Source organism: Nitratireductor sp. (genome assembly GCF_017794765.1).
Classification (GTDB): Bacteria; Pseudomonadota; Alphaproteobacteria; order Rhizobiales; family Rhizobiaceae; genus Nitratireductor.
In genome coordinates this window covers 3,623,757-3,637,680 of sequence record NZ_CP051236.1, presented here as the reverse complement: position 1 = coordinate 3,637,680, position 13,924 = coordinate 3,623,757, and the positions used below count along the sequence as shown (strand labels likewise).

At 59.9% G+C, this 13,924-nt stretch carries 12 protein-coding genes; 1 reads left to right on the top strand and 11 read right to left on the bottom strand.

Annotation, left to right across the window (positions count from 1 at the left end; genetic code table 11):
* Positions 1-22: 22 nt before the first annotated feature.
* Genes HF949_RS17270 through HF949_RS17260 form a run of 3 tightly spaced genes read right to left on the bottom strand, consistent with a single transcriptional unit; the run spans position 23 to position 3,405 of the window.
* The gene (locus HF949_RS17270; protein ID WP_292897290.1) at positions 23-295 is read right to left on the bottom strand and encodes an acyl carrier protein; all 273 of its coding nucleotides are present in this window, start codon (positions 293-295) and stop codon (positions 23-25) included.
* Between the two features lie 17 nt (positions 296-312).
* Entirely contained in the window at positions 313-2,259 is a 1,947-nt protein-coding gene (gene asnB / locus HF949_RS17265; protein ID WP_292897289.1) for an asparagine synthase (glutamine-hydrolyzing), read from the bottom strand.
* A gap of 54 nt (positions 2,260-2,313) precedes the next feature.
* A complete protein-coding gene (locus HF949_RS17260; RefSeq protein ID WP_292897287.1) occupies positions 2,314-3,405 on the bottom strand; it encodes a hypothetical protein in 1,092 nt (363 codons plus the stop codon).
* A gap of 209 nt (positions 3,406-3,614) precedes the next feature.
* On the opposite strand from HF949_RS17260, the gene HF949_RS17255 reads away from it, so the two are divergent.
* Complete coding sequence (locus tag HF949_RS17255; RefSeq protein ID WP_292897285.1) at positions 3,615-4,508, top strand: LysR family transcriptional regulator; 894 nt, start codon at positions 3,615-3,617, stop codon at positions 4,506-4,508.
* Between the two features lie 13 nt (positions 4,509-4,521).
* On the opposite strand, the gene HF949_RS17250 is transcribed toward HF949_RS17255, so the two are convergent.
* The 8 genes from HF949_RS17250 to HF949_RS17215 all read right to left on the bottom strand — a co-directional run bounded on the left by HF949_RS17250 (position 4,522) and on the right by HF949_RS17215 (position 13,793).
* Positions 4,522-5,970, bottom strand: a complete 1,449-nt coding sequence (locus tag HF949_RS17250) for an N-acyl-D-amino-acid deacylase family protein (RefSeq protein WP_292897283.1) — start codon at positions 5,968-5,970, stop codon at positions 4,522-4,524.
* 27 nt (positions 5,971-5,997) lie between these two features.
* Positions 5,998-7,398: an amidase gene (locus tag HF949_RS17245; protein ID WP_292897281.1), complete on the bottom strand. Its 1,401-nt coding sequence runs from the start codon at positions 7,396-7,398 to the stop codon at positions 5,998-6,000.
* Positions 7,399-7,567: 169 nt separating this feature from the next.
* Positions 7,568-8,785: an amino acid ABC transporter substrate-binding protein gene (locus tag HF949_RS17240; RefSeq protein WP_292897279.1), complete on the bottom strand. Its 1,218-nt coding sequence runs from the start codon at positions 8,783-8,785 to the stop codon at positions 7,568-7,570.
* 47 nt (positions 8,786-8,832) lie between these two features.
* Positions 8,833-9,576: an ABC transporter ATP-binding protein gene (locus HF949_RS17235; RefSeq protein ID WP_292897277.1), complete on the bottom strand. Its 744-nt coding sequence runs from the start codon at positions 9,574-9,576 to the stop codon at positions 8,833-8,835.
* A gap of 2 nt (positions 9,577-9,578) precedes the next feature.
* Positions 9,579-10,286, bottom strand: coding sequence for an ABC transporter ATP-binding protein (locus HF949_RS17230; protein WP_292897275.1), 708 nt, complete (start codon positions 10,284-10,286; stop codon positions 9,579-9,581).
* A gap of 4 nt (positions 10,287-10,290) precedes the next feature.
* A complete protein-coding gene (locus tag HF949_RS17225; protein WP_292897273.1) occupies positions 10,291-11,172 on the bottom strand; it encodes a branched-chain amino acid ABC transporter permease in 882 nt (293 codons plus the stop codon).
* A gap of 22 nt (positions 11,173-11,194) precedes the next feature.
* Positions 11,195-12,085: a branched-chain amino acid ABC transporter permease gene (locus HF949_RS17220; protein ID WP_292900282.1), complete on the bottom strand. Its 891-nt coding sequence runs from the start codon at positions 12,083-12,085 to the stop codon at positions 11,195-11,197.
* 322 nt (positions 12,086-12,407) lie between these two features.
* The gene (locus HF949_RS17215) at positions 12,408-13,793 is read right to left on the bottom strand and encodes an aspartate aminotransferase family protein (RefSeq protein WP_292897271.1); all 1,386 of its coding nucleotides are present in this window, start codon (positions 13,791-13,793) and stop codon (positions 12,408-12,410) included.
* Positions 13,794-13,924: the final 131 nt, after the last annotated feature.

Below are 13,924 nucleotides of genomic sequence, written 5' to 3'. Positions count from 1 at the left end.
GTCATGTGAATGGATCCCGACCCTAGGTGCCTGCGGCTGCTTTCGCATTTCTCTTACCTGCGACGAATGCGGTTAAGCGAGCAATCGTGTCGAAGTTCTCGGGCACGATTTCCGGATCTGCGACTTCGACCAAAAAATGCTCTTCCAGAAAGGACACCATCTCCAGAATGCCGGTGGAATCGACAATGTCGCTCTCGATAAGAGATGCATCGTCGGCGGGTGCCTCGCTTTCATCGCCAAACAGAAAGTTATCAACGACGAATGCGCGGATGTCGGCATTGATTTGCTGGGGCATGGTGCTTCCTTTCACGGTCAGACACGAACCGCCAGGGTCTCGTCCGTTCTGCGAAATTGCCTGGCGAATTGCTGGGACCAAAGCTGCGTTGACAGGATGCCGACAAAAGCGGCGTTGTCGCGAAAACCGGTGAAATTACTTAGCCGGCTTTTTTTATACAATCTGGTCGATTTTTCAACGTCGAAGATGCCGGTTTCTTCCAGAGCTGTTCTTTGGAACGCGGTTTCCACGTAATCACGGGCGTTTGCGGTGAAGGCATCGGCTTCCGGCGCGCGGTAAGGCTGTTTAGGCCGCTCGGCGATCCGTTCGGGTATCGTGCTGCGCATTGCCTCTCGCAACAGGTGTTTCTCTCGAAGCCCCTTGAGCTTGGTGTTCGCGGGGACGCGGGCGGCCTGTTCCACCAGCCGATGGTCGAGAAAGGGAAATCGCGTTTCGATCCCATGCGCCATGGCCATGCGGTCGCCCTGGCTGGAAAGAATGTAGCCGGGCAACAGAAAACGCGTTTCGAGATACTGCGCCTGGTGCAGAGGGTGCCAGCCGCGAAAGGCATCGGGTAGCGTGGCTGCAAGCTCATCGGCTGCGCTGTAGTCGCTCAGCTCCTTCCTCAAAGCTTTTGAAAAGAAAAGCTTGGTGCCCGCCGTGCTCCGCAGGCGTGGGCGATGTGAATAGAGCGGATCGTCAAGGTGATCCGTGGTGATGCCGAAGTAAGCCGCCAGATAGTCTGGCGTCTGGCGTTTCAGGTTGGCGAGATAAGGGTAGATGCGGCGAAACAGATGCGGGCGCAGCTGCGAGCCAGGCTGCCGCGCACAAAAACGTCGAATTCGGGCTTCCCTGAAAATGTCGTAACCGGCGAAAACTTCGTCGGCACCCTCGCCGGAAAGGACCGCCTTGATCCCTTTTGATCGCACCAGCGATGAGAGCCGGTAGAGCGGTGCAGGACCGGTCCGCAGGATCGGCAGCTCGGCGTGCCGGATGACCTGCGGAAAGACGCTGGCGATCTCATCCGTGTCGCAGTCCACCGTGTGGTGAACGGTGCCGAGGGCGTCCACCATCTCGTTCTGGAAGCCGCTCTCATCAAACGCGGCGTTGGAGAATGTAACGCCGAAACTTGAGAGACCAGCCGGAGCCATGCGTTTGGCGAGTGCAGCGATGATGGATGAATCAAGCCCGCCTGAAAGATAAGTCCCAACCTGCACATCGGCACGGAGACGGATGCGTGTGGCATCTTCCAGAAGGGACCGTGTTTCCTCTTCCAGCTGGTCTTGGGGACGGGCGTGATCGATCTCGGAAAAATTCAGGTCCCAGTACCGCTGAACGTGGGCTGCGCCGTTCTCCACGATCATCCAGTGCGCGGGTGGCAGCTCGCAAATTCCCTCGAATGCCGTGCGTGGCGGAATGGGGGCCCAGAGCGTAAAAATCTGATCGAGTGCCAGGAGATCGAGTCGTGCTTCCACGCCGGGAACGGTCAGGAGCGCCTTGATCTCGGACGCGAAGTGAAACCGTCCGCGATGCCATGTGTGATATAGCGGCCTTACGCCCATGCGGTCGCGAGCGAGGAACAGACGCGCGTGGTGTGCATCGTGGATTGCAAAAGCGAAATCGCCATTCAGCTTTCCCAGGCAGTCTGGTCCGAGTTCGCTGTAGAGGTGCAGAATTACCTCGGTATCGCTTTTCGTGCGAAAGCGGTGCCCGCGGCTTTCCAACTCCTGTCGCAGTTCTATGTAATTGAAAATTTCACCGTTGAAGGTGATGCGAAGTCGCCCGTCGGCGGTGGCCATGGGCTGCTGCCCGTCGGCCAGCCCGACGATCGCGAGACGGCGGTGGGCCAGGCCCACCTGTTCACCAACATGAATGCCTGCTTCATCGGGGCCGCGGTGGGCGATGGCACAGGACATGGCCTTGAGAAGTGCATCAGCCTCCTGAGGATGAAGACCTGCACCGTGATATCCTGCGATTCCACACATCGATTCTTTACCCCTGAGGGCCCGTCAGCCCGGTTTTCTGTTTTCCGAACTGCTTTAGTCGAAACGGTCTCCGAGGAGCCGGGACCAGGATTCTCCTGCAAAGCCGTTGAAAAATGCTTGTCCTGCAACAAACGGTTCCAGAAGCGCCTTGTCCTTCGCGTAAACAATGCTGGAGGAAGCATGAACAAACGCGAAGCGCCGGCCGAGCATGGCGTTTACGAGGGCAGGTTGGCCGCGGCCGCGCAGGGCGACCAGACCGCGCTGGGTGGCGTCGTCCAGCATCGTGTCGAGGACGGAGCCTTCGTGCCCCGGCACTGAAAGGATCTGGATGACGCGACCGATGCCGCCCCTGTTGCCGTAGTAGATAAAAAAGCCAACGGGTTTTCCTCCACGGGCGAGCACTTTGCGACGCACCATCGTGCCATAATTGGCTTTCCGCTGTGCTTCTATCACCATTCGTTCCAGCTCGCTTTCCGACCACTCAGGGCGCAGTGCGAAGGTGGAGGCGAATGTCCGGATCAGTGACATTGTTTCGGCAGTGTCGGCTTCTTCGCTGATGAGAGCCCTCTGCGCAAACTCTCCATCGGCCACATGCGTCCATTGCGGCGGCGCGCCTCTCCGGCGCAACAGGGCATCAAGCGGCCTGGCCAATGGTCTTGCAAGCGCGGCTGGAGCAAACGCGTCTGCCGCAATAGCGGCCATGAAGCCGGCCGGACGGAGGATGCGTAGCCATTCGAGGCTATACCCGGTCAGGTTCGTTCCGCGCAACTTGCGCCACATGGCGGTCGACACGTCGTTGGCGGTTTCGGTGAGAGAAAGATCCTGTGGGCCCGATTGAAAGGCTCTGAGGAGACGCGCACCGGCATAGGGGTCGCCTTCGTGTCCATCGACCATGAAACTGCCCCCGATGGCGCTTCGGAGTGTTTCCCCCCGATAGGTGAAGCGCATGGGCAGAACGCCCATGAAGCCGTTGACCTGACCATCCTCGCGCAAATGGACTAGCGAACGGATGTCGTTATCCCGGCGCGGGGGATCGAGGAACAGCTTTCGAAGATAGTCCCGCATGCCATGCGGGGCGGGGCTGCGCCGTTTGCGCAATATGCGCTGAAACATCTCCGCTACTGCAGAGATGTCGTCCTGTTCCAATGGGCGAATCTCACTCACGCAAAAAACACGACAATTCGCGCCTCGGTTGAACAGAATGCGATTGGCGTACAGTCTGTGACCTAAAGTTGTTTACGAAGTCTTTTGCGTCGAAAAGTTTTTGTGCAACGCGGTCCATCGAGCGTGTATCATTCCAGGCAAGGCAGCCAGAAGACTGCGAACGGGAACACGAAACAACATCGCCGGGCTTAATGAATCTTCGACATATAGAGGTTTTTCACGCCATCCGTCTGGCCGGATCCATCAACGCGGCAGCAGAGCGCCTCAACGTTTCGCAGCCGGCATTGAGCCGTACATTAAAACACGCGGAGTCTCTTCTCGGCTTTAAATTGTTCGACCGGGTAAAGCAGCGCCTCGTGCCGACCCGGGAGGCTGAACTGCTGTTTTCCGAGGCCGTGGATGTGCATGGTGCGCTGGAACGGTTTCGCACGCTCGCGCGCAATCTTGGACGCAATCCCGACGATGTACTGCGCGTGGGGTTTCTTCCCAGTCTCGGCGTGGGCCTTGCCCCAAGGGTCGTTTCGCATCTGCCCAAGCATTGGGAGGGGTTTAAGGTCGAGCTTTTCACACACCATTATGACGTTCTGGTCAGACGTCTCCGAGCGCTCGACCTCGACCTTGCTGTGGCCTTCAACATCATGGAGACACCGGGCATCAATTCCATACCGGTGGGAACGATGCGTCTCACCTATCTCGAGACTGACGATCCTGCGGTTCCGGCAACCGCAGCGCCTGTTTCCCTAGGGGAAATCGACATGCAGAGTTTTGTGGGGCTCGAGAAGGAATCGCCTGTGGGCACCTTTTTGAAATCCGCATTCGATGCGGAAGGCGTTCCCTATGAACCACGTATATCCGTGCACACTTATTCCGTCGCAGCCGCTTGTGTGAGCGAGGGCGTTGGCTGTGCCATCGTGGACGAATTCTCCGCCCGCTTTACGAGAGGCGTGCGCCTGCGGCCGCTCACGCCGGATCTGAAATTCACGATCACTGCGCTGACCTCGGAAAATCGCGCCGTTTCCAATGCCGAGGAAATGTTCATCAAGATCCTGAAACTGGCCTGTCAGGAACTTCACCGTGAAACCTGACAGTCAAGGCAGCTCAGGTTTCACCGCGCGCAACGAAGCGGCCACCGCGAGCGCCGGTCACCGCGCCATTGGCAAGCACCGCCACTCCGTTCACAAACACATGCTCTATACCGGCCGAAGGGCGGTCAGGCGTGTCGTAGTCTGCCAGATCGAGGACGGTATCGGCATCGAAAGCGACAAGATCGGCGTGAAAACCTTCCTGCAACCTACCGCGACGGGCAAAGCCGAAAATCTGGGCGGGCAGCGACGTCATCTTGCGGATCGCTTCTTCCAGCGGCAAAACGCCATCCTCGCGCACGTATCGGCCAAGCACGCGCGGGAAGGTGCCCCAGAGGCGCGGATGGGCCTGCGGGCCGGGAATGCCGTCAGAGCCGATCATGGTGCGTGGATGCTGCATGATGCGGTTGATGTCTTCAGGTGACATCTGGAAATAGATGCCGCGCGCGGGCGCGAGTCTGCGGGCCGCCTCTTCCTGATCGCAGCCCATGTTCTCCGCGACTTTGGAGAGCTCCATCCCGTTGCATTCGGGATGGGGGGCGGAATCGATGACCAGAATGCGCTCGGCATGACGGGTCAGCTCCGGCAGAAGCACGGTGGAGCTTGCTTCATAAGGATAGACGTCCATCGCAATGTCCTGATGAAGGAGCGCCTTGTCGATCATCGCCAGTGTTTTCAGGGAGCGTCCATAATTCTGGCGGCCGATGCACTTGTGGTGAGAGATGACGACCGGAACGCCGGCACGGCGACCAATCGCAATGGTTTCTCCGACGGCCTCCTCGACCCCGTCGCGCTCATCGCGCATATGCGTGACGTAGAGCGCACCGGGGAAGGCTGCCAGGGTTCGAGAGAGCGCTACCACTTCCTCGGTTGGCGCATGCCGTGCGACAGGATAGGCGAGGCCTGTGCTGAGCCCCAGAACGCCTGCTTCCAGCGCCTCTTCGAGCAACACCCGCATGATTGCGATCTGGCCTTCTGAGGCGGGCTCGCTGGGGTCTTTGAGCGTCATGGCCCGCAGGGTGCCATGGCCTGCAAGCGCGGCCACATTGACCGCGACATTGGCGGTGTCGACAGCGCTGCGATAGGCGGCGAACGAGCCGAAGCGATAGTCTTCCGCTGTGCCGAGAAGTCCGAGCGGTGGCACCAGCTCGGCAGGCTTTTCGTAAGGCGCAAGGCTGATGCCGCAATTGCCGACAATCACACTCGTCACGCCTTGCGTGATCTTGGGTTCCATCGCGCTATCGTTCAGAACGGCGAGATCGTCATGCGTGTGAACGTCGATGAAACCGGGTGCAAGGCTGAGACCGTCGAGGTCGATGGTTTCGGCGGAGCTCCAGCCGGAAACGTCACCGACCGCGGCGATGCGGCCATTGCAGAGCGCCACACCGCCGCGGGTCGGTTGCCCCCCCAGGCCATCGTACAGCAAGGCGTTTTTCAAAAGCGTGTCGCATCTGGATTGCGTCATCGGAAACTCCTTGCCGATTGTCGTTGCTCAGGCAGCAGAAAGGTCGGGCCGCCGGTTCGTAATTGAGATGCTTTTCTCGAGAGCCGCCCCCATAGCGAGCAACTGCTCCTCACCGAAGGCGCGTCCCATGAGCTGCACGGAAAGGGGCAGACCATTTGCTGTAAAACCTGCGGGAAGAGCGAGCCCGCAAGCACCCACGTAGTTCGCCGGCCGGCCATAGGCCGCAAGCGGCACCGCGGCCTCGTCCACCTCCGCTACCGGGATCGCGGGGAAGGGGAGCGACGGCGTGAGCAGAGCGTCGAAGGGCTTCATGAATTCGGCATAGACCGCTTTCATGCGCCGATGATCCGCGAGGGTCTCGATGTAATCATTGGCGCTGATGTTGGCACCGGCAAGCACACGCTGGCGGACATGCGGCCCGATGGGAACGTTTTCGTCATGGATGTACTCACGGTGAACCGCGTAGGATTCCGCCGCGATGATGCGCCCGTTACGTTCGGTCATGTCGTTGAAGGAAAAGGGCAGATCGGTGGGGACGAGCTTGACGCCGAGGCTGGCGAGCGCTTCCTTCGCGCGGTCGTATGCGGCCTGGCTTTCGGCATCGAGCGGGAGCGGAAAATCTTCCTCGCGCATGACGGCAACCTGCATGCCCTCAGCGCGCAGTGCCTGCCATGCGCCAGACGTCAGCGCCGGTGCCAGCCGTGTCGCGGGATCCTCGGGCTCGGCCCCGGAAAGCGCTTCGAACAGAAGAGCGGCATCGTCGACGGTGTGTGTCATCGGTCCGATGGAATCAAGTGTGGCCGAGAGCGGAAAACAGCCCTTCAGACTGATGCGGCCAAAGGTCGGTTTCAGGCCGACAAGGCCATTGAGAGCGGCGGGGATGCGCACGGATCCTCCCGTGTCGCTGCCAAGTGCCGCCGGCGCGAGGCCGGCAGCCACCGCCACCCCGGAACCGCTGGAGGAGCCGCCGGGAATGCGGTGTGTCTTCATGTCCCATGGGTTGCGTGGCGTTCCGCAGAGCGGATTGGTGCCCCAGCCGCCGAAGGCGAACTCCACCATGGCCGTGCGCCCGATTGGGATCATGCCGGCGGCGAGCAGCCTGCGCATGACAATCGCATCGCCGGTGGAGCGTCGGTCTTTCCAGGCCTTGCTGCCCACCGTGCACGTTTCATCCTGCCAGTCGACCAGGTCTTTCACGGCGATGGGCAGGCCGTGGAGAGGGCCGTAGACCACGCCGGACGCGCGCAGCCTGTCGAGCCCTTCCGCCATTGCCAACGCTTTCTCGGCGTCCACATGCACAAAGGCGCCGAGGGCCCTGTCATGCCGGGCTATGCGCTCCAGGAAATGCCGGGTGATCGCGGTGGAGGTGAGCGAGCCTTCGCTCAACGCTTTCGAGAGGTCCGCAAGGGACGCGAATGACGGATCCATGGTGTTCTTTTCTTGGAAAATGCGCCCGACCCCGAGGGAGACGTTTCGGAAGCCGGGCGCCAGGTAGCTAGAGCATCGGACCGAAAAGTAGAATCCGGTTTTCAGACATTCCGATGCTCCATCGTTTAGTCAGATCGTCTTTTGTGAGTTCGAATGGACGCTCGGCGATCTAGTCGCGTTGATCCCAACCAGGGATAGGGTAGATGGGCTCTGCAACGGCGACTTCTTTTGGCCACACGGTCACGAGCCCCTTGCCCGGCTGCAATTGCACCACCGGGAAAGGCATTTTCAGCTGCTTGCCGGTTTCGTCGATCGCATAGGGGCCGGCGAGAACCGTCAGATTGTCGCTGAGTTCCATGGCCGCCTTCTTGAGGTCGGCAGCGTCCAGGCTTTCCGCGTTCTCGATGATCTCTCCAGCGATGACGCCGGCACCATAGGCGAGAACGGTCTGGAAGTCGGGCTCATAGGAGACGTCCGGAAAGAGCTTTTCGTATGCGGCGAGGAAACCCTCACGATCAAGCCCTGCATCCACTTCCCAGTTGATGGTGGGGTGGAAGTTGGTGTGGCTGTAGATGTACTGCGCATCGTCGCCGATCTCGATGAACTGCGGCGTCGAGGCATAGACCATGAACGAGAACGGGAAGTTTACGTTCATCTGGCGCATCTGTCGCACCATCGAGATGAGGTCGCCTTCGTAGCTGGTCGGGAAGAACACGTCTGCTCCAGCGGCACGTGCCTTCTGCAAAAGCAGGCTGAAATCCTTCGTGCCCTTCGGATAGTCTTCCTTCAGGACCACTTCCATGCCGAGCTTCTCGGCGATGGCTTCGGCACCGTCGGCAAGGCCGGCGGGGAAGGGCTCATCCACATTCACAATGGCAACCTTCTTGCCGCCCAGCGCTGCGGCGGCCTCAAGGCCGGCCGATGGCATGCGCGAGACCGGCATCTGGGTTGCCGAGACGATGTTCTTGAAGCCCTGGTTGTACAGTGCATCGGAGGCGGCGGACCAGATGACCATGAACTTGTCGAGACGCTCGGTCACGGTGGCGGCGGCTGCCGTCAGGGTGGAGCCGAATGGCGCCATCAGAAGATCGACATCCTCATTCGCAATCAGGTCTTCATAGACGCGGGCCACCATCTGCTTGTCGGAGCGATCGTCGCGCTTGACGAGTTCGATGAGGCGCTTCTCGCCATTCACTTCCAGGCCGCCATTGGCGTTGACTTCATCGACCCAGATTTCCACGCCGCGCACACCAGACTGCGAGGCGAGCGCGAAGTTTCCGGACGACGAAACCGTCATGCCGATCTTGATCTTTTCCTGCGCCTGGCCGGCCACCGGCAGCGCAAGGCTGGCAAGCAATGTGCCTGCCATGAAGGTACGTTTGGTCATGGTCCACATGGGCATTCCCCTTTTGTTGCTATTGGAAAGACGACGCCTCACACGTCGATCTTGTAGTTCATCCACTCGGCGACCATCTCCTTGAGCTGTCCGTCGGTGGCGAAATCCTCCCTGGTCCCCTCCGCCTTGTTGCGGCCAAGCTCCAGGATGTAGAGCTTGTCCGAAATGGTTGCGCATTGCCGCACGTTCTGATCCACCAGAATGATGGTTGCCCCCTGGTCTGCGAGATCGCGGGTTAGCGCGTAGATGTCCTTCGAGATCTTCGGCGCGATCATTGCGGTGGGCTCATCGAGCAGGATAACCTTGGGATCGGTGACCAGCGCACGCGCGATTTCCAGAAAGCGCTGCTGGCCGCCGCTCATGGAGCCGGCCAGGCTTGAGCGCTTTTCCTTCAGGACCGGGAACCGCTCGAAAATGCCATCGATGGCGCGGTCGATGCGGGCCTTGTCCTTGCGGAAGGGCCAGCAGCCGAGAAGCAGGTTGTCGTAGACCGACAGACCGGCAAAGGCGCTGCGGTTTTGCGGCACGAACGATACGCCCTCAAGCGCGCGCTGGAACGCCTTGAGACTGGTGATGTCGCGGCCGCCCATGCTGATCGTGCCGGATTTGGTGGACAGAAGACCGAAAATCGTCTTCAGCACGGTCGACTTGCCGGCCCCGTTCGGCCCGATAATGCCGGTGACCTCGCCAGGTTTGGCCCGCAGCGCCACGTCCTTGAGAACCGTGATGTCTCCGTTATAGGCGACGGAGATGCTCTCCATGCTCAGTTCAACGCCATGCATGGTCAGGCTCCCAGATAGGCTTCGATGACGTCCGGGTTCTTCTGGATCGCTTCGGCATCGCCCTCGGCGAGGACATGGCCTTCGTGCATGACCAGAATGTTGTCAGACAGTTCGTAGACGGATGTGAGATCGTGGCTGACGAGCAGCACCGAGCAGCCCACCTCCTGCGGCATTTCGCGAATGATGTTGATGAGCAGCAGCGCGAGGCTCGGATTGACGCCGGCGAAGGGTTCGTCGAGCAGCACGAGTTTCGGATTGGCCACCATGATGCGCGCGAGTTCCAGAAGCTTCTGCTGCCCACCGGAAAGCTCTTCCGCATAGTTGTGGCGCAGGCGGTAGAGCTCCACCTTCTTGAGCCAGTAGGCGCTGATCTTTGCGATCTCGGCGTTGCTCAGCCCCTTGTTGAGGAGTGCTACAGTGAGATTCTCCAGCAGCGACATCTGCGGGAAGATGCGTGGTACCTGGAAGGTGCGGCCCACGCCCTCGGAAAAGACCGCATGCGGGGCTTTGCCGATGAGGCTCACACCGTCTAGCGTGATCTTCCCGGATGTGGCGTCGTAAAGACCGTTGATGCAGTTGAGCATCGTTGTCTTGCCGGAGCCGTTCATGCCCAGAACGCCAAGAATTGAGCGGTCGGGGAGGGTCAGGCTGATACCGTCCAGCGCTGTGACGCCACCGAACTTCTTGACGAGGTTTTCGACTTTCAGCATGGCGTCACCGTGAGTTCTGCACGCCGAAGAGACCGGCGGGGCGAATGAGAATGACGGCGATCAGGAGAACGAAGCCGAGGAGCATTGCCACGGTTCCGCTGAAGAACACCATGGCGGTCTGTTCGGCCAGCCCGAACAGGATGCCGCCGGCGACGGCGCCGATCGGATGTCCGAGACCGCCCAGCACGATCACGATGAAGCCGATCAGGGTGTAGTCCTGGCCGATGAAGGGTGAGAAGGAGGGGAAGATCATCGACACGAGAATGCCGGTGATGCCCGCCAGCCCGAGGCCGAGACCGAAGGTCAGGGCCGAAAGGTGGTTCAGGTCCACGCCGACGATCTGGATCGCGTCGCGGTTCATGATGATGGCGCGTAGCGCCTTGCCGGGCAAGGTGCGGTAGAGGAAGAATGCCAGAGCACCAGTGACCACGACGGCAACTGCAAGGCCAAGCAGCTTGGTGGTCGGCAGGATGATGTTGCCGAACATCAGGAAGGGCGGGTCGAGCGTGAAGTTGAGCGAGCGTGCATCCGCCTCGAAGGCAAGCAGCATGAGCGCGCCCAGCACGAGCGACAGGCCGAACATGACCAGAAGCGAAGCGTGCTCGGGATCGTTGGAGCGCGCAAGACGCTTCACCAGCAGGAAGTAGAGTCCATAGCCCATCAAACCGAAGACGATGAAGATTAGCGGCAGGGCAAGCAGGGGKGAAAGGCCAAGCCAGGCCTGGGCAAAATAGGCGCCATAGGCCCCCAGCACGATGAATTCGCCATGAGCGAAGTTGACGACGCGCAGGACGCCGAAGATCACGTTGAGGCTGACGCCGATCAGCGCGTAGATCAGCCCGACGACGATGCCGTTGACCAGGCCTTGAAGCAGAAGTTCGTTCATCTTTGTTTCAATCCTGTGGGTCTTACGGAATGAAGCGCCGGAAGCGCGAGAAGCGCTGGGCGAACGCCCCGACAATGCCGCGCGGCAGGAGCAGCATCAGTGCGATGATGACCACGCCGAGAATGAGCAGGTTGAGGGTCGGGAAATGCCGCCAGATCAGCTGGTCGATGCCATAGAGCGCGGATGCTCCGATGATCGGCCCGACGAGGAAGCCGAGGCCCCCGGCCATCGCGTAAACGATGCTCTTGGCGGTCACGAGAAGGTTAAAGGAGGAATCGAGGTCGATGGCGTTGGTGTACCAGGCTTCCACGCCGCCCACGAGGGCCGGGAACATGGTGGCCATAATCCAGGCCTTCAACCGGGTTGCCACAACGTTGACGCCAACCACCTCGGCCGCCTCGCTGTCGTCACGGATGGCGCGAAGCGCCGTGCCGAGACGCGACATGGATAGCCATGTGCCCGCCGCGAGCGCACCCATCAACACAATGAACATGGCGTAGTAGGCTGCCACCGGATCGTTTGCCGCGGAGAGAATGAGACCAAGGCTGCCGCCTGTAATCTCGCTTGGCATAAGCGAGATCACGAGCTTCATTGCCATGGCGAGTGCGAGGCTGACGATGCCAAAATAGACGCCCTTGAGCCGCAGTGTGGGCGCCACCAGAAGGCCGATAACGATGCCTGCCAGTGCTGCACCCGCCAGCGCAACTGGAATGGGCAGGCCGAATGTCTTGTAGAGAACGCCGGTGGCGTAGGCGCCAACGCCATAGAACGCCACATAACCAAAAGGCATATATCCGGCCATGCCCGCGACGAAGTTGAACGACGTCGCCATGGTCAGCCACAGCATCATATAAAACAGGAATGACAGATTGCTCGCAAAGAGCGGAGCCGGCAAAAAGACGGCAACAATCATTGCCACCACGATGCCCCATATCAAGAATTTGATATGATTTGATTTTTCAGTACTTCCTTGGGACGCGGACAACGATACATCTGTACCCTCCCGCGCCTCCTGAGTTTGATCTGTCACTGTGGGACCTCAATAGGGAACGCTTTCCGCGACCCTATAGCGCAAGAAAAGCGCTGTCCTATCGCAATTTCAGACTCAATTATAACAAAATGACATAACTGATTTTGAGAGCGCAAGAATGCATCGTATCCGGGTGGTGGATACGATGCTATTGTCTGTCGCCCGGCGAGCGCCGGACCGGGGTTTTCCGAGAAAGCTCCGGCGCTTACGCCGACAGTGTCTCCCGGGGCACTTCCGCTAGTGCTTTGTCGAGCCCTGATTTGAAACGGGCGAGCAGGTCGTCGACTTCACCCTCTGAAATGATGAGGGGCGGGCAGAACGCCATCGCGTCGACCATGGCGCGGCTGATGAGGCCAGCCTCCTGAAGATGCGCATTGACCAACGCTCCAAGCGCGCCTGGTGCCTCGAGCGCCGTCTTGTTTGTCTTGTCGGTGACGAGCTCTACGGCCGCGATCAGGCCGACGCCGCGCACCTCTCCAACCAGCGGATGATCGGCAAGTTCAGCAAGCCCGTTCCGCAGCCGTTCGCCCATGCGGGCGGCATTGCCAACCAGATCGCGCTCCTCGATGATCTTGAGGTTTTCGAGCGCGACCGCTGCGACAACCGGATGGCCGCTTGCCGTGTAGCCATGGCCGAGCGTGCCGATGCGGTCGCTTTCCTCCATGATCGGCTCGAACACCCGGTCGTTGATCATCAGGGCCGAGGCCGGCAGATAGGACGACGAAAGCTGCTTGGACATGACCATGATGTCCGGTTTGATGTCGTAGGTGGTGGAGCCGAACATGGTGCCCGTACGGCCAAAACCGCAGATCACTTCGTCGGCGACCAGCAGGATGTCGTATTTGTTCAGAACGGCCTGCACCTTTTCCCAATAGGTCGCAGGCGGAACGATCACGCCGCCGGCGCCCTGTACCGGCTCGCCGAAGAAGGCGGCAATGGTTTCCGGGCCTTCCGCCAGGATCGTGTCTTCCAGTTCCCTGGCAAGGCGGGTTGCGAATTCTTCCTCGCTCTCGCCCGGCATTGCCTCACGCCAGTGGTGCGGCGCGGTCATGCGCAGCACGTTCGGCACGATCAGGTCGAACGATTTGTGGTTTGCAGGCAGGCTCGTCAGGCATGCGCCGGCGATGGTCACGCCATGATAGGCGCGGTTGCGGACGATGATCTTCTTCTTTTCAGGCTTTCCAAGAGCGTTGGAGCGATACCAGATCAGCTTCAGCGCCGTGTCGATGGCTTCCGAGCCGGAATTGGTGAAGAACGCCTTGCTCATCGGCACCGGGGCCATGCCGATGAGCTTCTCGGAAAGCTCGATCACCGGGCCATGGGATTTGTGCGTGAAGGTGTGATAGTAGGGCAGCTTCTCCATCTGCTCCGTTGCGGCCTTTACAAGGCGCTTTTCATTAAAGCCTACGCCGACGCTCCAAAGGCCCGCCATGGCCTCGATATACTGCTTGCCATTGTTGTCGTAGACATGCACACCTTCGCCCCGATCAATGATCAGCGGGCCGGCTTCAAGATGTTTTTTCGCATTCGTATATGGATGCAGGTGATAGGCGATATCGCGCGCTTCGGGTGAATTGGGCTTGTCGGTCATCGGCTTGTCCTGCGTTTGAATGCGGTTATTGTTGTTGGATGATCCCGTTTCCGGGTCTCTCCTCCTGTCCTCTAGCGGTAGCACTCATTTTTCGGTGAGGCAATTGTGCGTTCAATATTTTGAGCGACTTT

Bases quoted from the DNA above. Each gene is read 5' to 3' on its own strand.
- HF949_RS17230 (WP_292897275.1), bottom strand. From the start codon at position 10,286: ATGCTGAAAGTCGAAAACCTCGTCAAGAAGTTCGGTGGCGTCACAGCG.
- HF949_RS17250 (WP_292897283.1), bottom strand. From the start codon at position 5,970: ATGACGCAATCCAGATGCGACACGCTTTTGAAAAACGCCTTGCTGTAC.
- asnB (WP_292897289.1), bottom strand. From the start codon at position 2,259: ATGTGTGGAATCGCAGGATATCACGGTGCAGGTCTTCATCCTCAGGAG.
- HF949_RS17240 (WP_292897279.1), bottom strand. From the start codon at position 8,785: ATGACCAAACGTACCTTCATGGCAGGCACATTGCTTGCCAGCCTTGCG.
- HF949_RS17245 (WP_292897281.1), bottom strand. From the start codon at position 7,398: ATGGATCCGTCATTCGCGTCCCTTGCGGACCTCTCGAAAGCGTTGAGC.
- HF949_RS17235 (WP_292897277.1), bottom strand. From the start codon at position 9,576: ATGCATGGCGTTGAACTGAGCATGGAGAGCATCTCCGTCGCCTATAAC.
- HF949_RS17255 (WP_292897285.1), top strand. From the start codon at position 3,615: ATGAATCTTCGACATATAGAGGTTTTTCACGCCATCCGTCTGGCCGGA.
- HF949_RS17215 (WP_292897271.1), bottom strand. From the start codon at position 13,793: ATGACCGACAAGCCCAATTCACCCGAAGCGCGCGATATCGCCTATCAC.
- HF949_RS17270 (WP_292897290.1), bottom strand. From the start codon at position 295: ATGCCCCAGCAAATCAATGCCGACATCCGCGCATTCGTCGTTGATAAC.
- HF949_RS17220 (WP_292900282.1), bottom strand. From the start codon at position 12,085: ATGATTGTTGCCGTCTTTTTGCCGGCTCCGCTCTTTGCGAGCAATCTG.